The sequence below is a fragment of the Mesorhizobium sp. B2-5-11 genome (genome assembly GCF_006440835.1).
Classification (GTDB): domain Bacteria; phylum Pseudomonadota; class Alphaproteobacteria; order Rhizobiales; family Rhizobiaceae; genus Mesorhizobium.
The window spans coordinates 1-15082 of sequence record NZ_VFUK01000002.1 but is presented as its reverse complement, the minus strand read 5'-3'; the positions used below and the strand labels follow the sequence as shown (position 1 = coordinate 15082).

Here is a 15082-nt window from a genome sequence, read left to right as displayed (position 1 = left end):
CGGCCACTTCAAGGGACGGTCAAGCTTCGGATATTATTTCAATCCGCGGGCCGTTTGTGATGCCGGGATTCCTGGTTCGAGCCGCGAAGCATTTCACGGTCATCGGCATCGACCAGATCGACGTCGCCGCCCCTGAGCGACTGGCCCTGCTGGCGAGCCGTTCTTTCCTGCTTCGACCGCTTCAGTTCGTCCTCGGCGTTGAAGTTCTTGTCCGCATTCTTGGTGTTCACCCGCTCCTCGATGATTCGCACCTGCTGTTCGTGGGTCTTCTTGCCGGTCATGGGATATCTCCCTCTATTTGTTCGTCCGGCCGGTCTGGTCGGGGTTCACACCGCCTTGCGGGGTGGTGTCGTTCTCGACATCGCCCCGAAAAGTATTTTCGCCATCGAGTTCCTCGTCGTCGTCAAGAATGTCGCCACCCTTGATGGTGCCTTTGGATGCGCCGATGCCGGGATCGTTGCGCAAGTCGCGATCGCTTGGCCTCGGCTGTTTGCGATGCTTGTTGTCGTTCATGGGTTGCCTCCTGCTTCTGGTCCCGAACGTCGCGACGGGTGCAATTGTTCCCGACGCAAGGTCCCCAAACGCTCTGGCCGGGAGTGAGGCCACCGCAGCCGCGTATCTCCAAACAGCGGAATGCTGCCGCGAGTGATGTCAGCTCCGCGTCAACCGGTTATCGATCGGGCAGCATTTGGCGCGCCTGCCTGTTCGGCGCGGCCGATCAGATCGACGCTGTGATGCCGCCGTCCACATAGAGAATATGGCCGTTTACGAAAGAGGAGGCATCGCTGGCCAGGAAGACGCAGGCGCCGACCAGTTCCTCGACCTTTCCCCAGCGGCCGGCTGGCGTGCGCTTTTCCAGCCAGGTGCTGAACGCAGGGTCGGCGACAAGGGCAGCGTTGAGCGGCGTATCGAAATAGCCGGGTGCAACGGCATTGCATTGCAGGCCATGTTTGGCCCAATCCGTAGCCATGCCCTTGGTCAGGTTGCCGACCGCGCCTTTCGTCGCCGTGTAGGGCGCGATGCCCGGACGGGCGAGCGCGGTCTGCACGCTGGCGATGTTGATGATCTTGCCGCGGCCGCGCCTGATCATATGGCGCGCCACGGCCTGGCCAACATGGAAGACGCTGGCGACGTTGGTCTGCAGCAGGCGCTCGAACGCATCGGCGGGAAACTCCTCGAGCGGCGCGCGGAATTGCATGCCGGCATTGTTCACCAAAATGTCGATCGCTCCGCCGTCCAGTTCGAAACCGTCGACCGCCGAGCGAACCGCTTCATGATCGGTAGCATCGAAGGCCAGCTTTTCCGCTCCGGGAATCTGCCTGATCGCGGTGGCGAGCCTTGCCTCGTCACGGCCGTTGAGGATCACCCTGGCGCCGGCTTCGGCCAAACCCTTGGCCAAGGCGAAGCCTATGCCTTGCGAGGAGCCGGTTACGAGGGCGGTGCGCCCGCTGAGATCGAACAATTTGGTCGACATCGAACCTGATCCTCCCGATTGGCCCGTTAAACAGAAACCTTCACGCCAAGCCTCGGGGTCTGCCCCGATCTCAATTGTTGCGCGTCGCCACGAAGGTCGCGGCTGCCTTCAGCAGGCCGGCCTGCTCGCCATAGGGTTCGAGCAGCGCATGCGCCTGATGGACAAGGCCATGCAACTGGGCGCGTGCCCATGCCTCCCCGTGCAGCGCCACCAGCGTTGCCTTGCCGGCGGCGGCGTCCTTGCCCGTCGCCTTGCCCATCTGTGCGGCATCCGCGGTCAAATCGAGAAGATCGTCGGCAAGCTGGAAGGCAAGCCCGATCGCCGAGCCGAACTCGGCCAGTCTTTCGCGATCCCCGGCAGGCACGCCGGCGACGACCGCGCCCGCCTCGCAGGCAAAGCGGATCAGCGCACCGGTCTTCATCGCCTGCAGCCGGATGATCCCGGCCTCGTCCGGCGCGATGCGCTCGGCCTCGAGGTCCAGCGTCTGGCCGCCGACCATGCCGCCGGCCCCGGCGGCGCGGGCGAGCGCCAGCACAAGGGCGGCCCGCCGCTCCGCCGGCAGCGCCGTAGTCTCGTCGGCGAGGATGTCGAAGGCAAGCGTCAGCAGGGCGTCGCCGGCGAGGATGGCAGTCGCCTCGTCGAAGGCCCTGTGCACGGTAGGCTGGCCGCGGCGCAGATCGTCGTCGTCCATCGCCGGCAGGTCGTCATGGATCAGCGAATAGCAGTGCACGCATTCCAGTGCGGCCGCCACGCGCAGTGCCGCTTCGCCGTCGGCGGAAAACAGGGCCGCGCTTTCCATCACCAGAAAGGGGCGCAGGCGCTTACCGCCGTTGAGCACGCCGTGCCGCATCGCCGCCATAAGGCGCTCGGGCCGCGCGATCTCGCCCGTGAGCGCGCGGTCGTCGAGCAATCGCCGCAGCAACGTCTCGACGGCGGCGGCCCGTGCGACGAGCGCCGTTTCGAACGCCATTTCATCGTCATTCGTCATGGCCCGGACCGGTAGCCGACACTCAGACGTTGCGCAAGAAGACAAGCGCCATTATGCCGGGGGAGGGAGAGACACGGGTTGGGCGACTTGGCGGAACCGATCGTCGATCATGAAACCGAAAAGCTGGACATGGCGACGAGATCCCGTGGCGTGAACCGTCGTGCTCTCAAACGCTGGGTCCGGCGCGGTATCGTCGTGGCTGCCGTGCTGGCGCTTATCCCTACGGTGCTGACCTTTCTCTATCTGCCGTCTTTCGTGCATCCGGTGTCGACGCTGATGCTGAAGGATCTTGCCACCTTCTCCGGCTATGACCGCCGCTGGGTGTCGATCGACGACGTGGCACCGGTGCTGGCCAATTCGGTGATCATGTCGGAGGACGGACAGTTCTGTTTCCATCGCGGCGTCGACCTCGGCGAATTGCGGGGTGTCGTCGACGACGCGCTGGCCGGCGAGGGGACGCGCGGCGCCTCGACCATCACCATGCAGACGGTGAAGAACCTGTTTTTGTGGTCTCGTCCGCTGGGCACGGTTCGTAAAGTGGTCGAGTTGCCGCTGGCCGTGTATCTCGACGCGGTGATGTCGAAGCGGCGCATCATGGAAATCTACCTCAACATCGCCGAGTGGGGGCCTGGCATATACGGCATCGAGGCGGCGGCGCGGCACCATTTCGGTATTTCGGCAAAACAGCTGTCGCGCCGTCAGGCCGCGCTGCTTGCCGTCAGCTTGCCAAATCCGATCGCCCGCAACCCGGCCAAGCCCGGGCCGGGGCTGAGGAGGCTGGCCAACCTGATCGAGCGGCGCGCCGGCCGATCCGGCGCTTATGTCGGCTGCCTCCAGTAGCCGACATAAAAAAATTCGCGGGCAGCGCTGGCCAAAACGGCACCGGGCGTGTATAGGCACCCGACTTTCTCAGATTCCGGCCCCTGACACGGCCCTTTCACGAGGGCGGGCGGGGCTTTTGACCATGTAGTGGAGCATATCCATGGCCGTTCCAAAACGAAAAACCTCTCCGTCCAAGCGCGGCATGCGCCGCTCGGCAGACGCCCTCAAGGCCCCGACCTATGTCGAGGACAAGAACTCCGGCGAAATGCGCCGCCCGCACCATATCGACCTGAAGACCGGCATGTATCGCGGCCGCCAGGTGCTGACGCCCAAGGAAAGCTGAGACCAGCTTTCCTGATGTTTGAGCTAAAAAGACCGGCCGCTGGCCGGTCTTTTTGCGTCTGTCGGGACCGACGACCGACAGCGTAGCTGCGTCTCCAGGCCTTGATCTCCGATCGGCCCGGACGCCGCCTCATCGTGCATCCTCGAGGCATGGCCGATTGCATACCGCACATCGCCTTCGACTCGGTCGACACGACTTTTCCCAATGATCGAACCGTGAGCCCGATGCGCGGCAATCGCCGGAGGAAGCGTCGCTGGTGTTTTTCGCAATCTGTGGGATTGCCATAGACGGTTTCTTATGCGATTTTTGAATTTATAGTCGGAAATCGACACAGATTGGGAATTCGATGTGGGATTTCGTCAGCACAAGTGATCTCGACGATACCGAGCAGGCCGTCCTTTCCCAACTCAAAGTCGATGGGCGGATGTCGAGTGTGGATATCGCCAAGCGCATCGGCGTCACCGAAGCGACGGTGCGGCGGAAAATGGCCCGTGTGCTCGAGGACCCGGATATCTGCATCCAGGCGGTCGTGCGCCCTTTGCGCAGCGATGTCGGCATTGCGGCCATTGTCGGGCTCGACGTCGACCGCGAGCACATCATCAGCGTTGCTCGAAAACTGTCGGAATACTCGTTCGTCGACAGCGTTTACGCCATGACCGGGCCGTTCGACATCATCATCCAGCTCACTTTGCCATCCACGACCAGCCTGCACGATTTCCTCGTCAGTGAACTGGCCAACGTTCCCGGGATCAAGGATTCCGAGAGCTACATGATCGGTCGCGTCTTCAAGCATAGCGGCCGGGCTTACCAGCACAGCAAAACCGAAGAAAAAAGAGGGTAACAATGGGTGAGTTTCTTTCCGCTTCGCGCCGCCGCGTCCTGACCCTTCTTGCCGCCGCGCCGCTCCTCCTGCCGTTCACTGCCACCGCCCATGCCAATGGGCTGGTCGACCAAATCAAGCAGCGCGGCACCATCCTTGTCGGAACCGAGGCCGCGTTCGAGCCGTTCGAATTCGTCCGCGACGGCCAGATCGTCGGCTATAACAAGGACATTCTCGACTATGTGGTCAGCCAGCTCGGCGTGAAGCTCGACCAGCTCAACCTGCCTTTCCAAGGCTTGCTGCCAGGGCTGCTGGCCAAGAAGTTCGACCTGATGGCGACCTCGACCGGCATCAACGCCGAGCGGGCGGCGAAATACGCCTACACGCGGCCAACCGGTTCGTTCGAGAACGTCGTCGTCGTGCGCGTCGACGAGGAGCGCATCAAGAAGCCGGAGGACATCAACGGCATGGTGGTGGCCACGCAACTCGCCTCCTCCGTGCAGCCCATCATCGAGGCCTATGACAAGGAGCTCAAGGATAAAGGCGGCAAGGGTGTCGGCGAGATGAAGCTGTTCACCTCCTTCCCCGAGACCCATGTCGCTCTGGCCTCCGGCCAGGTCGACGCCATCGTCATCGCCTCGCCTTCGGCGGCCGTTCTGATGAAGAACGTTCCCGATACCTACAAGGTCGTCGGCTCGATCGGCGAATTCTCCTATCTCTCCTGGGTGGTGCGGCCGGAGGACAAGGATCTGCGCGCCTTCATCAACGCCAAAATCGGCGACTTGAAGGACAGCGGCAAGCTGAAGGAGCTTCAGCTCAAATGGTTCGGGTTCGAGATGAAGACGCCCGACGAGGGTTATCTGCCGCCTGGCGCGCTCTAAGCCCCCAACCAGGCGCCCGGCGCTGCCGGACCGGTGGTTCCAGTCATTGGACGCGCCGGTCTCGGATGGCCCGGACGTCCAGGGATCATTCGAGCTGAAAAATGTTCCATTTTTCAAAGACGCTGACCTTCCTGCCGGAATTCCTGGCCGGCGCCGGCATCACGCTGAGCGTCTCGGCGCTGGGGTTTCTGGTGGGCACATTGATCGGCTTCGGCCTGCTCGCATGTGGCAGGTCGCGCTGGCGCGTGATCCGCTGGATCGGCGCGGTCTACACCAGCTTCATCCGAGGCACGCCGCTGATCGTGCAGATCTTCATGGTCTACTACGTGCTGCCGGGCCTCGTCGGTATCGACCTGCCGCCGCTCCTGGCCGGCGTGCTGGCGCTCAGCTTCAACAGCGCGGCCTTCGTCGCCGAAATCCTGCGCGCCGGGCTGACGCGCATTCCCGCCGGCCAGTACGAGGCGGCCAAGGCGCTCGGGCTGAAGCCTGCCGTGACCTGGTTCAAGGTCATCCTGCCGCAGCTCTTCCGCGCCATTATTCCACCGATGGTCAACGAGTTCACCATGCTGGTGAAGGCATCCTCGATCCTGTCGGTGATCGCGGTGGTGGAACTGACCCGCACCGCGCAGAACATCATGAACGTCACCTACCGGCCGGTCGAGGCCTTCTGCATCGCGGCGGTGCTGTATTTCGTCGTGCTGCTCTCATGCAGCGTGCTGACCAAGCGTCTGGAACGCAAGGCGCAAGGCGTACGCGCATGAACTTCGATTTTTCCGTCATAGCGGACAACTGGCACATACTCGCCAAGGGCTTCGGCAACACGGCGCTGATGTGCGCTGTCGCACTGCCGTTCGGCTTCGCGCTCGGTACCGTGCTGGCGCTGATCCGGCTGCGCGGCGGACGGGTGCCGACGGCGATCGTCTCGGCCTATGTCGAAATATTCCGCAATATCCCGTTCCTGATCCAGATCTTCCTTTTGTTCTACGCCTTGCCGATGTTCGGTGTCAGGCTCTCGCCCGTGGTCGTGTCGATCGGGGCGCTGTCGGCCTACGCCAGCGCCTATTCCGCCGAGATCATCAGGGGCGCGATCCAGTCGATTTCGTACGGCCAGGTCGAGGCCGGCTACGCGCTGGGACTGCGCTACCTGACCATCTTCCGCAAGATCCTGGTGCCGCAGGTGCTCGGCTACATCCTGCCCGCAGCCACCAATCTCACCATCACGCTGATCAAGGAATCGGCGATCCTGTCGGCGATCACCGTGCCGGAACTCACCTACATGGCCCAGAACATCATTGGCCGCACATTCTCGCCGGTGGAGATCTTCACCGCCATCGCATTGCTGTACTGGGGGCTGACGGCCTTCGTGGCAGCGATCTCGCGCAGCCTGGAGCATAGGCTGCAGCCCCATCTCGCAGCCCGCCGTGGCGCCTGATCCAAAAAAGCTTCAACGCAGAGGAGACCCCATGTCCAAACTCACCACCGCGCCGCGCGATGTCTTCCAGACATTCATGAACTTCCCGCTGGTCGAGGACCTCGACACGCTGAAGGCCGATGTCGCCATCATCGGCATGCCCTATGGCGATCCCTACACGATCGACGAGCTGATCAACGACCAGACCAATGCGCCGACCGCGGTGCGGCGCGCCTCGCAGCGGATCAGCCAGGCGCTCGACCGCTATGATTTCGACATCGGTGGGCCAGTCTTCGACGGCAAGGACATCAAGGTGGTAGACGTCGGCGATGTTCCCGGCGCGGCGGCCGATCATGTCGGGCACTACGGCAGAGCCGAAGCGGCGATTCGCAAGATCCGCGCCGCGGGCGCACTGCCGATCACAATCGGCGGCGACCACGGCATTCCGATCCCGATCTTCCGGGCGCTTGACGGCGAGGGTCCGATCACGCTGGTTCAGCTCGATGCCCATCTCGACTGGCGTGACAACGTCAACGGGGTCAAGGAGGGCTATTCCAGCACCATCCGCCGGGCCTCGGAAATGACGCATATCAAGGACATTTTCCAAGTCGGCGTTCGCGGCCAGGGCAGCGCGCGCACCGAGGAGGTCGAGGCCGCCCGCGCCTATGGCGCCAACATCATCACCACCAATGAATGGCAGGACATCGGCACCGCGGCGCTCCTGAAGCGAATTCCCGACGGCGGCCGCTACTATCTCACCATCGATGCCGACGGCCTCGATCCGGCGGTGATGCCGGCGGTCGAGGGGCCACAGCCGGGCGGCGTCAGCTACCGGCAGACGATTGAACTCATCAAGGGGCTGGTCGGCAAAGGAAGGCTGGTCGGCATGGATATCGTCGAGATCGCGCCGGCGCGCGATGTCAACGAGATCACCTCGATGACGGCCGGCCATATCATCCTCAACGTCATCGGCGCGGCCGTGCGCGCCGGCTACTTCAAGCGCTGATCGCGAGCGGGGTGCGCGGTCACGCATCCCGCGGCTCGATTTCAAAGATGTCGGCCGGACAACCGGCTGACATCGTTGTTGCATTCGGTCTTCTAGCGTGTTTGGGGCGTGCTGCGAAAATTCTTGACGGCGTGCCGGTTGCGCACTCTACAAAGGGGTGCCCCCAAATGGAGACGCCAGATGTTCGGTGCCGTCCCGCTGCTGATCGTGCCCTTTGTCCTCTACAATCTCGGGCTGCTCGGAATATTCGGCAGCGGTGACGATCCCTGGGCAAGCGAGGTCTTTTCCGTCGGCATGATGTCCGGCGGGGTGTTCTCGATGACGCTCGGCGACCTCATGGTGCTGATCGGGCTCATCTTCCTCTTCGTCGAGATCGTGAAATCGGCGCGCACTACGAACGCCTCGATCATGGACCATCTGTTGTCGACGCTGGTCTTCGTGGCCTTCCTGGTCGAGTTCCTGCTGGTCAAGGGCGCCGCGCACTCGGTCTTCTTCACGCTGATGATCATCGCGCTGTTCGACGTGCTCGCCGGCTTCTCGGTGTCGATGCGGTCGGCGAGCAGGGATATCAACCTGAATTAGCCTTAGCCCGGATCGGCGGTGAAGCCGGCGGCCTCGATGCCGGTGATGGCGGCGGCTTCGTCATTGTCCGAGCTGTCGCCGGAAATGCCGACGGCGCCTATGATGCTGCCTGCCTTGTCGCGGATCAGCACGCCGCCCACGACCGGCAACACGCGTCCGCCCGAGACGTCGGAGATGCCGGTCATGAGATGCGGGCGCTCCTTGGCGAAGGCCTCGACGCGGCGCGAGCCCATGCCGATGGCGAGCGCGCCATAAGCCTTGCCGGCGGACATTTGCGGGCGCAGGAACGAGGCGCCGTCCTGGCGCTGGAAGGCGACGAGATGGCCGCCGGCGTCGAGCACCGAGACGCCGAGCGGCCTGAGCTTGAGCTCCGCGCCCTTGGCGAAGGCGGCGTCGATGATCTCGAGGGCTTTGTCGAGCGGCAGTGCGGTCATGGCGATCTCCTGTTTGAAACGGATATCATCGGCAGCCAGCCGAACGAGGCAATCCAGGTTCCGGTTGAAATTGCTTCGTGGAAAGCGGGGTGAACGCGCCGATCCGGATCGCGCCTATGCCGCGATCCACCAAATGCGGTCAACGGCCACCGGCTCAGGGCCGGCAACGAAGCAACCGGGAGCGGCGTGCTACTTCTTCTTGGCGCGGGCGGGCTTCTTGGCGGGCACTGCCGGCGCGTTGGCAAGGTCTTCGGCTTCCTTGGCCAGCCGCAGCGCCCGCAGCTTGTCGGTCTTGACCTTGCGGGCATCGCTCTCGGCGACATACTCGGCCATCGCCTTCTGTCGGACCGTGGCCGCTTCCTCCTGCTTCTTGAAGCGCAGATCGGCGCGCGCGCGGGCAGTATCCCTAGAGTTCTCAACCAAGAGTCTGTTCCAATCTCGTGACGTGATTTTCGGCCTCTTGTAGCAGAGCCGGCCATTCAACGGGGAAAATAGTTGGTCACGCGGCCGGATTGGCGCCGAGAGCCTTGCTGGCGAGCACGGCCTCATAGGCGGCCTTCAGGGTCGCGCGTACAGAGGGGCCGGACGCTGCATCGAGGGGCGTGCCGAGATGCTCGTGGCGCAACTCATCCATGAATTTCTCCCATAGCGGCGGCCCGCCCTTTTCCAGAAGCTCGGCCCGGATCGACAATTCCTCGCTGACCGGCAGCCAGACGCGGCCCCAGGCGCCGAGATGGGCCAGGATCGGCACCAGGGTGATCGCCATTTCGGTCAGGCTGTAGATCGCCTTCTGCTTGTGCGAAGGATCGTCGGCCTTGGTCAGCATGCCCAGATCCATCAGCCGCTTCAGCCGGTCGGCCAGTATGTTGGAAGCAATGCCTTCCATCGACCCGTTGAGCAACTCGCGAAAATGGCGCCTGCCGCCAAAAATCATGTCGCGAAGGATGATCAGGCTCCAGCGGTCGCCGAACACTTCCAGCGAGAGATTGATCGGGCAACCCGAGCGGCGATCGATGTTCATTCGACTTCTCCAAAACCGGTTGCATTATTGTATCGGTTTTATTATGGTGCAACCGATTGCAGAATGCAAGCAGATGAGGAGGCCACGCGATGACGAAGACTGGACGCCCCACTATCATATCCGAAGCCTTTGGCGACCCCGCCGACCCCGCTCTGCTGCTGATCATGGGAGCGATGGCCTCAATGCTGTGGTGGCCGGAGGCGTTTTGCCGGAAACTCGCCGCCGCGGGACTGTTCGTAATCCGCTATGATAATCGAGATACCGGCCGCTCGACCAAATACCCGCCGGGAGAGCCGCCCTACACGTTCGACGACATGGCCGACGATGCGATCGGCGTTCTCGACAGCCACGGCCTCGACAAGGCGCATATCGCCGGCATGTCGATGGGCGGCATGATCGCGCAGCTCGTGGCGCTCAAGCATCCGTCCCGCGTCGCGTCGCTGACCGTGATCAGCAGCTCGCCGATGGGGGTGGACACCTCGTACCTGCCGCAGACCAGCGATGCCTATATCAAACATTCGGCTGAAGGCGCGCACATTGACTGGTCGGATCGCCGTCAGGTCATCGACTTCATGATCAAAGATGCCAAGGCGATCGCCAGCACAGCACATCCCTTCGACGAGGGCCGCATGAAAGCCTTCATCGAGCGGGACTATGATCGCTCCGCCGGCCTGCTCAGCGCGACCAATCATTTCCTGCTCAAGGGCGATAGTGATCGATGGAGGGGCCGACTGCACGAGATGAACGCGCCGCTGCTGGTAATCCATGGTACGGCCGATCCCATCTTTCCGGTCGAGCATGGCGAAGCGCTGGCCGGGGCGGTCGCCGGCGCGAAACTCCTCCGGGTTGAAGGCGGTGGCCACGAACTGCATCCGGACGATTGGGATGTGATCGTCACCGGCATCGTTGCTCATATCCGGGCCGATTGGCACTCAAAGCGCGGTCCTGACGCCACAAGTTTGGGCAATAGTTAAGTAAACATTTCGGTACTAGACGACGTGAACCCCGAGACAGGTGAGCAAAAATGTCCCTGACGCTTCACTATCATCCGCTGGCCTCGTTTTGCTGGAAGCCGCTGATCGCGCTCTACGAGAACGGCACGCCGTTCGCGTCCGTCATCGTCGATCTCGGCGACGAGCAGTCGCGAGCGGCCTTCCTGAAGATAGCGCCCTGGGGCAAGATGCCCGCTTTGCGTGACGATGCGCGCGACCGCACCGTGCTGGAGTCGACCCTCGTCATCGAGTATCTGGCCGCGCACTATCCCGGACCGGTCGACCTCGTCCCCGCCGATATCGACCTCGCAATCGCGGTTCGCCAGGCCGATCGCTTTTACGATCTCTATGTGCAGGAACCGATGCAGAAGATCGTCGGGGACCGGCTGCGCCCGGAACGTAGGACCGATCCGTTCGGCGTCGAACAGGCGCGCGACCAGTTGCGCAATTCCTATGCGATCATCGAGCAGGAGATGGCGTCGAGGAACTGGGCTGTGGGCGACGCCTTCACCATGGCCGATTGCGCGGCCTCGCCGGCCCTGTTCTACGCCAACAAGGTCGAGCCATTCGGCGACAGATATCCTGCCGTGAGTCGCTACCATGACCGGCTGTTGCAGCGGCCGGCCTTCGCCCAGGTGATTGAGGAGGCGCAGCCCTATTTCAAGCTCTTCCCCTATAATGATGGCTGATCGTGGTGCGTGACCGGTCGTTTGAACAGGAACGATCAAGTCTCCCAAAATTGGTCGAGCCAGATGTTGAGTTTCAGGAAGCCGGCATTGCTCACCGTATAGACGCGCCGCGTGCCTTCGGCCTTGGCGTGGACAAGGCCGGCATCGAGCAACACCTTCAGATGCTGCGATACGGCCGGACGTGAGACCGGCAGCCCGGCTGCCAGTTGATTGACGGTTTTGGGACCGCGTCGAAGTTCTTCCAGGAGATGGCGCCGGTTGGGATCGGCGATCGCCATGAAGGCGTCGGAAAGCATCATGCCTCATTTGTGGGGCAAAGTTCTTCGAATCTCAACCGTTTGCTTCTGCTTTTCTTCTTGGGTCAAGCCGCAATGCTTCCGGCGTCACCGAACGGTCGGCGGGCTGCGTCTTGAAGGCGTCGCGGTCCTCGATCGGCACCGGCGCGCGGCGGCTAATGCGCAGCAGCGTGTAGCCTGCCAGGGAAAGATGCGCGAAGGCGGTCGCCAGAAACAGGCCCTCCGGACGCATCCAGCCCATCAGGGCGGCCGCCAGCAAGGGTCCGATCATGGTGCCGAAGCCATAGAGCAGCAGCAGGCCGCCCGAAACCTTGACGAAGTCCTCGGCACTGGCGTGGTCGTTGGCATGCGCCACGGCGATCGAATAGAGCGTATAAGCGAAAGCACCGTAGGCGGCGGTGAAGACGATGACGAAGACGCCGGAGCGCGGCTCGAACAGGAAGATCAAGAGCGCGAACAGCGCAGCGCCGAAAGCGGCACCCGCCAGCACGAAGCGCCGGTCGGTCTTGTCGGAGAAACGCCCGGCCGGAAGCTGCATGGCGGCACCCGCCACCACCACCAGGCTCATCATCAAGGCGATCTCAGCGGTGGAGATGCCGATGCGGGCGCCATAGACGGCGCCAAGCGTGCCCCATGCGCCGTTGGCGATGCCGATGAGGACGCAAGCGATGGCCGAGACCGGCGAGTTGGCGTAGAGCCCCTTGACGTCGAGCTTGACGTCCTGGAGCGGCTTGGGGTGCGAGGCGGTCGAAACCGCGGTCGGGATCAGCGAAAGGCAGAACAGGATGCCGGTGATCATGAAGAGTGAGGCCGATTTCACGTCGCCGCCGGCGACGATCATCTGCCCGCCCATGATCGAGGCATAGGTAACCATCATATAGAGGCCGAAGACGGTGCCGCGATTCTCGTTGGTGGCCTTTTCGTTCAGCCAGCTTTCGATGACCATGAAGGCGCCGGCCATGGTGAAGCCGGTGAAGGCGCGCAACAGGATCCAGACATATTCGTCGATGACCAATCCGGTGAGCAGCGCAACGATGGCGCCGGACGCGGCGAAGGCGCCGAAGGCGCGCACGTGGCCGGCACGGCGCACAATACGTGGTGCAAAGAAGCAGCCGGTGACGAAGCCGCCGGCCCAGGCTGTGCCCATCAGGCCAAGCGATGCGGTGGAGAAGCCTTCCACCTGGCCGCGTAGCGGCAACAGCAAGCCGTGCAATCCCGACGCCGCCAAGAGGAATGCGGTGCCGCGAAGCAGCGAAAGGATCGGTCTGTAGGCTGCGAGCATTTTTGATCCGGCTGGAATCGAGGAGAGACGCAGAGTCTGAAGACAGTCGCATTCGGGCTTTTCGGAGGCGGGTCTTTTCGGCCTTATCCGCGGCGGAACAGCGCCTCGGCCGCGGATTTGGTGCTGTCCTTCGACTTGAGTTCAGCCTCCAACCGGGCGATCTCGTCACGCAGGATGCCGATCCGTTCCGACAACTCGCCGACGGAGAGCAGCGACAGGTCCTGCCCGATCTCGTGCGGACGCGCCTTCTTCTTGGGTTCGTCGTCGAAGATCGCCATTTGTGCTCCTCCTCCGCCATACCGATTGGCCATTTGCCTGATTTGCCAATGAGCATACATAGGGCAGGGGCGTCGATGCAAACAGCCGGCAAGAATGCGGCGAGGAAAGACGGGAGATTTCATGGCGAGCGGATCTAAAATTCCGGCAAGGATGACGGCCATCGCGATCTCCGAGCCGGGTGGGCCCAGGGTGCTGAAACCGGAGACGCGCGATGTGCCTGTGCCCGGTCCCGGCGAGATATTGATCAAGGTGCGCGCCGCCGGCGTCAACAGGCCCGACGTGCAGCAGCGGAAGGGCGCCTATCCGCCGCCGCCCGGTGCGTCGGACCTGCCGGGCCTGGAGGCGTCGGGCGAAGTGGCCGCGCTCGGCGACGAAATCTCTCGCTGGCGCCTTGGCGAGCGCGTCTGCGCGCTCACCCCCGGCGGCGGCTATGCCGAATATGTCAAGGTTCATGCCGGCAGCGTGCTGCCGCTGCCGGCCGGTTTCACCCACACGGAAGCGGCGGCCGTGCCGGAAAACTATTTCACCGTCTGGCACAATGTGTTCGAGCGCGGCGGCTTGAAGAAAGGCGAAACGCTGCTGGTTCATGGCGGCTCTTCGGGTATCGGCACAACGGCGATCCAGCTTGCATCGGCCTTCGGTGCCCATGTCATCACTACGGCCGGCAACAAGGAGAAATGCGATGCCTGCCTGAAGCTCGGAGCCGACCGGGCGATCAACTACCGCGAGGAGGATTTCGTCGCAGCGGTCAAGGAAGCGACGGGCGGCAAGGGTGCCGACGTCATCCTCGACATGGTCGGCGGCGACTATGTGGCGCGCAACTACGAGGCCGCGGCGGTCGAGGGCCGGATCGTCCAGATCGCCCTGCAAGGCGGCGCGGTGGCGAGCGCCGATTTCTCGAAAATCATGGTCAAGCGGCTTGTTCATACCGGTTCGACACTGAGGCCGCGCACCGTCGAGTTCAAGGCGGCGCTGGCAGCCGCGCTCGAAGCGCAGGTGTGGCCGTTGCTCGGCACGCGCCGGATCGCGCCCGTCATGGACATGATCTTCCCGCTTGCCGATGCCTGGCGGGCGCATGAGCGTATGGAGGAAGGCGATCATATCGGCAAGATCGTGCTCGACGTCGGCTGACGGCAACATTGCCGATGCCCGGCTGGCCGAGGCGGGCTCATACCCGCGACCCGGCCCCTGCCTGCAAGCTGAACAAAAGCTTAATGGTGCAATGCAGCATTTGCATCATTGCTATGCAAAATCAGCCATTCAAGTGCCGCTCGATGATGACTATTTGAGCATCATTGAAACGAACACCCCATTTGGAGGACTGACATGAACCCGATCCGCGCTTTCCGTAACTGGCGTATGTACAACGAGACCGTGCGCGAACTGAACCGCCTCAACGCGCGCCAGCTCAGCGATCTCGGCATCAACCGCGCCGACATCGAAAAGATCGCCCGCCAGGCGATCTGACTTCAAGAACCGCCCCGCCGCAAGGCGGGGTCGCAAAGCAGAGCCGCCGCAGACGCTTGCTCGTCGCCGGCTCCGAACCCGCCGGACCTGTCCGGCGGGTTTTGTCTTTCTGGACCCCAAACATATTCGCGGCACCATTTTCATGCCGCCCGTGATTGATCTGCCCCGGTGTGGTTGCCAGATCGACGGGCGTTCCCAAAAACGCCTTCCCAAAAACATGTCGGTAGCTAATCAAGTTGTCCGGTTTGGTAGCACATGATCTGTCCGCTTCTGTTTTGGCGTCGAAGCGGTTCAC

At 62.9% G+C, this 15082-nt stretch carries 22 protein-coding genes; 12 read left to right on the top strand and 10 right to left on the bottom strand.

What is annotated here, in order from left to right; genetic code table 11:
- Positions 1 to 38 precede the first annotated feature (38 nt).
- The 4 genes from FJ490_RS07160 to FJ490_RS07145 form a co-directional block, all read right to left on the bottom strand.
- Complete coding sequence (locus tag FJ490_RS07160; RefSeq protein ID WP_140580068.1) at positions 39 to 281, bottom strand: hypothetical protein; 243 nt, start codon at positions 279 to 281, stop codon at positions 39 to 41.
- A gap of 13 nt (positions 282 to 294) precedes the next feature.
- Positions 295 to 513, bottom strand: coding sequence for a hypothetical protein (locus FJ490_RS07155; protein WP_140517598.1), 219 nt, complete (start codon positions 511 to 513; stop codon positions 295 to 297).
- Positions 514 to 718: 205 nt separating this feature from the next.
- Entirely contained in the window at positions 719 to 1474 is a 756-nt protein-coding gene (locus FJ490_RS07150) for an SDR family oxidoreductase (protein ID WP_140729272.1), read from the bottom strand.
- Between the two features lie 70 nt (positions 1475 to 1544).
- The gene (locus FJ490_RS07145; protein ID WP_140558867.1) at positions 1545 to 2462 is read right to left on the bottom strand and encodes a polyprenyl synthetase family protein; all 918 of its coding nucleotides are present in this window, start codon (positions 2460 to 2462) and stop codon (positions 1545 to 1547) included.
- Positions 2463 to 2540: 78 nt separating this feature from the next.
- Here FJ490_RS07145 and FJ490_RS07140 point away from each other — a divergent pair, with 78 nt between their 5' ends.
- The 8 genes from FJ490_RS07140 to FJ490_RS07105 all read left to right on the top strand — a co-directional run bounded on the left by FJ490_RS07140 (position 2541) and on the right by FJ490_RS07105 (position 8327).
- A complete protein-coding gene (locus FJ490_RS07140) occupies positions 2541 to 3302 on the top strand; it encodes a transglycosylase domain-containing protein (RefSeq protein WP_140500502.1) in 762 nt (253 codons plus the stop codon).
- Between the two features lie 142 nt (positions 3303 to 3444).
- On the top strand, positions 3445 to 3627 hold the full coding sequence (rpmF, locus tag FJ490_RS07135) for a 50S ribosomal protein L32 (RefSeq protein ID WP_008834724.1): 183 nt from the start codon (positions 3445 to 3447) through the stop codon (positions 3625 to 3627).
- A gap of 346 nt (positions 3628 to 3973) precedes the next feature.
- A complete protein-coding gene (locus tag FJ490_RS07130; protein WP_140500504.1) occupies positions 3974 to 4468 on the top strand; it encodes an Lrp/AsnC family transcriptional regulator in 495 nt (164 codons plus the stop codon).
- A gap of 2 nt (positions 4469 to 4470) precedes the next feature.
- On the top strand, positions 4471 to 5328 hold the full coding sequence (locus FJ490_RS07125) for a transporter substrate-binding domain-containing protein (RefSeq protein WP_140500505.1): 858 nt from the start codon (positions 4471 to 4473) through the stop codon (positions 5326 to 5328).
- 101 nt (positions 5329 to 5429) lie between these two features.
- On the top strand, positions 5430 to 6089 hold the full coding sequence (locus tag FJ490_RS07120) for an amino acid ABC transporter permease (protein ID WP_140568180.1): 660 nt from the start codon (positions 5430 to 5432) through the stop codon (positions 6087 to 6089).
- Positions 6086 to 6760, top strand: a complete 675-nt coding sequence (locus FJ490_RS07115; RefSeq protein ID WP_181165382.1) for an amino acid ABC transporter permease — start codon at positions 6086 to 6088, stop codon at positions 6758 to 6760. The genes FJ490_RS07120 and FJ490_RS07115 overlap by 4 nt, the downstream gene beginning before the upstream one ends.
- Positions 6761 to 6791: 31 nt before the next feature.
- On the top strand, positions 6792 to 7745 hold the full coding sequence (locus FJ490_RS07110) for an agmatinase (RefSeq protein WP_140558870.1): 954 nt from the start codon (positions 6792 to 6794) through the stop codon (positions 7743 to 7745).
- 180 nt (positions 7746 to 7925) lie between these two features.
- Positions 7926 to 8327 (top strand): hypothetical protein, encoded by a 402-nt coding sequence (locus FJ490_RS07105; protein ID WP_140500511.1) that lies wholly within the window; start codon positions 7926 to 7928, stop codon positions 8325 to 8327.
- Positions 8328 to 8329: 2 nt separating this feature from the next.
- Here FJ490_RS07105 and FJ490_RS07100 read toward each other — a convergent pair whose 3' ends face one another.
- The 3 genes from FJ490_RS07100 to FJ490_RS07090 form a co-directional block, all read right to left on the bottom strand.
- Positions 8330 to 8761: a heme-binding protein gene (locus FJ490_RS07100; protein ID WP_140525760.1), complete on the bottom strand. Its 432-nt coding sequence runs from the start codon at positions 8759 to 8761 to the stop codon at positions 8330 to 8332.
- 189 nt (positions 8762 to 8950) lie between these two features.
- Positions 8951 to 9184: a hypothetical protein gene (locus tag FJ490_RS07095; RefSeq protein ID WP_140500515.1), complete on the bottom strand. Its 234-nt coding sequence runs from the start codon at positions 9182 to 9184 to the stop codon at positions 8951 to 8953.
- A gap of 76 nt (positions 9185 to 9260) precedes the next feature.
- A complete protein-coding gene (locus FJ490_RS07090) occupies positions 9261 to 9782 on the bottom strand; it encodes a helix-turn-helix domain-containing protein (RefSeq protein ID WP_140525761.1) in 522 nt (173 codons plus the stop codon).
- An 89-nt stretch (positions 9783 to 9871) separates the two neighbouring features.
- Between FJ490_RS07090 and FJ490_RS07085 the strand changes: the two genes are divergently transcribed.
- Positions 9872 to 10756 carry an alpha/beta hydrolase gene (locus FJ490_RS07085; protein WP_140729270.1) on the top strand — a complete coding sequence of 295 codons (885 nt, stop codon included), beginning with the start codon at positions 9872 to 9874 and terminating at the stop codon, positions 10754 to 10756.
- 50 nt (positions 10757 to 10806) lie between these two features.
- Positions 10807 to 11463 (top strand): glutathione S-transferase family protein, encoded by a 657-nt coding sequence (locus tag FJ490_RS07080; protein WP_140517605.1) that lies wholly within the window; start codon positions 10807 to 10809, stop codon positions 11461 to 11463.
- A 35-nt stretch (positions 11464 to 11498) separates the two neighbouring features.
- Here the strand turns inward: FJ490_RS07080 and FJ490_RS07075 are convergent, their stop codons facing one another.
- From FJ490_RS07075 to FJ490_RS07065, 3 genes are all read right to left on the bottom strand, one after another.
- Complete coding sequence (locus FJ490_RS07075) at positions 11499 to 11762, bottom strand: metalloregulator ArsR/SmtB family transcription factor (protein WP_140500522.1); 264 nt, start codon at positions 11760 to 11762, stop codon at positions 11499 to 11501.
- 31 nt (positions 11763 to 11793) lie between these two features.
- Entirely contained in the window at positions 11794 to 13041 is a 1248-nt protein-coding gene (locus FJ490_RS07070; protein WP_140500523.1) for an MFS transporter, read from the bottom strand.
- Between the two features lie 83 nt (positions 13042 to 13124).
- Complete coding sequence (locus tag FJ490_RS07065) at positions 13125 to 13319, bottom strand: DUF1192 domain-containing protein (RefSeq protein WP_140500525.1); 195 nt, start codon at positions 13317 to 13319, stop codon at positions 13125 to 13127.
- Between the two features lie 121 nt (positions 13320 to 13440).
- Between FJ490_RS07065 and FJ490_RS07060 the strand changes: the two genes are divergently transcribed.
- Positions 13441 to 14451: an NAD(P)H-quinone oxidoreductase gene (locus FJ490_RS07060; protein ID WP_140500527.1), complete on the top strand. Its 1011-nt coding sequence runs from the start codon at positions 13441 to 13443 to the stop codon at positions 14449 to 14451.
- Between the two features lie 195 nt (positions 14452 to 14646).
- Complete coding sequence (locus tag FJ490_RS07055) at positions 14647 to 14787, top strand: DUF1127 domain-containing protein (RefSeq protein WP_140500528.1); 141 nt, start codon at positions 14647 to 14649, stop codon at positions 14785 to 14787.
- Positions 14788 to 15082 lie beyond the last annotated feature (295 nt).

What these genes read in the sequence shown, in the direction of transcription:
- FJ490_RS07100 (WP_140525760.1), bottom strand. Translation starts at nt 8,761, where the DNA reads ATGACCGCACTGCCGCTCGACAAAGCCCTCGAGATCATCGACGCCGCC.
- FJ490_RS07060 (WP_140500527.1), top strand. Translation starts at nt 13,441, where the DNA reads ATGGCGAGCGGATCTAAAATTCCGGCAAGGATGACGGCCATCGCGATC.
- FJ490_RS07090 (WP_140525761.1), bottom strand. Translation starts at nt 9,782, where the DNA reads ATGAACATCGATCGCCGCTCGGGTTGCCCGATCAATCTCTCGCTGGAA.
- rpmF (WP_008834724.1), top strand. Translation starts at nt 3,445, where the DNA reads ATGGCCGTTCCAAAACGAAAAACCTCTCCGTCCAAGCGCGGCATGCGC.
- FJ490_RS07130 (WP_140500504.1), top strand. Translation starts at nt 3,974, where the DNA reads ATGTGGGATTTCGTCAGCACAAGTGATCTCGACGATACCGAGCAGGCC.
- FJ490_RS07160 (WP_140580068.1), bottom strand. Translation starts at nt 281, where the DNA reads ATGACCGGCAAGAAGACCCACGAACAGCAGGTGCGAATCATCGAGGAG.
- FJ490_RS07155 (WP_140517598.1), bottom strand. Translation starts at nt 513, where the DNA reads ATGAACGACAACAAGCATCGCAAACAGCCGAGGCCAAGCGATCGCGAC.
- FJ490_RS07115 (WP_181165382.1), top strand. Translation starts at nt 6,086, where the DNA reads ATGAACTTCGATTTTTCCGTCATAGCGGACAACTGGCACATACTCGCC.
- FJ490_RS07075 (WP_140500522.1), bottom strand. Translation starts at nt 11,762, where the DNA reads ATGATGCTTTCCGACGCCTTCATGGCGATCGCCGATCCCAACCGGCGC.
- FJ490_RS07055 (WP_140500528.1), top strand. Translation starts at nt 14,647, where the DNA reads ATGAACCCGATCCGCGCTTTCCGTAACTGGCGTATGTACAACGAGACC.
- FJ490_RS07085 (WP_140729270.1), top strand. Translation starts at nt 9,872, where the DNA reads ATGACGAAGACTGGACGCCCCACTATCATATCCGAAGCCTTTGGCGAC.
- FJ490_RS07145 (WP_140558867.1), bottom strand. Translation starts at nt 2,462, where the DNA reads ATGACGAATGACGATGAAATGGCGTTCGAAACGGCGCTCGTCGCACGG.
- FJ490_RS07150 (WP_140729272.1), bottom strand. Translation starts at nt 1,474, where the DNA reads ATGTCGACCAAATTGTTCGATCTCAGCGGGCGCACCGCCCTCGTAACC.
- FJ490_RS07080 (WP_140517605.1), top strand. Translation starts at nt 10,807, where the DNA reads ATGTCCCTGACGCTTCACTATCATCCGCTGGCCTCGTTTTGCTGGAAG.
- FJ490_RS07065 (WP_140500525.1), bottom strand. Translation starts at nt 13,319, where the DNA reads ATGGCGATCTTCGACGACGAACCCAAGAAGAAGGCGCGTCCGCACGAG.
- FJ490_RS07125 (WP_140500505.1), top strand. Translation starts at nt 4,471, where the DNA reads ATGGGTGAGTTTCTTTCCGCTTCGCGCCGCCGCGTCCTGACCCTTCTT.
- FJ490_RS07110 (WP_140558870.1), top strand. Translation starts at nt 6,792, where the DNA reads ATGTCCAAACTCACCACCGCGCCGCGCGATGTCTTCCAGACATTCATG.
- FJ490_RS07120 (WP_140568180.1), top strand. Translation starts at nt 5,430, where the DNA reads ATGTTCCATTTTTCAAAGACGCTGACCTTCCTGCCGGAATTCCTGGCC.
- FJ490_RS07070 (WP_140500523.1), bottom strand. Translation starts at nt 13,041, where the DNA reads ATGCTCGCAGCCTACAGACCGATCCTTTCGCTGCTTCGCGGCACCGCA.
- FJ490_RS07105 (WP_140500511.1), top strand. Translation starts at nt 7,926, where the DNA reads ATGTTCGGTGCCGTCCCGCTGCTGATCGTGCCCTTTGTCCTCTACAAT.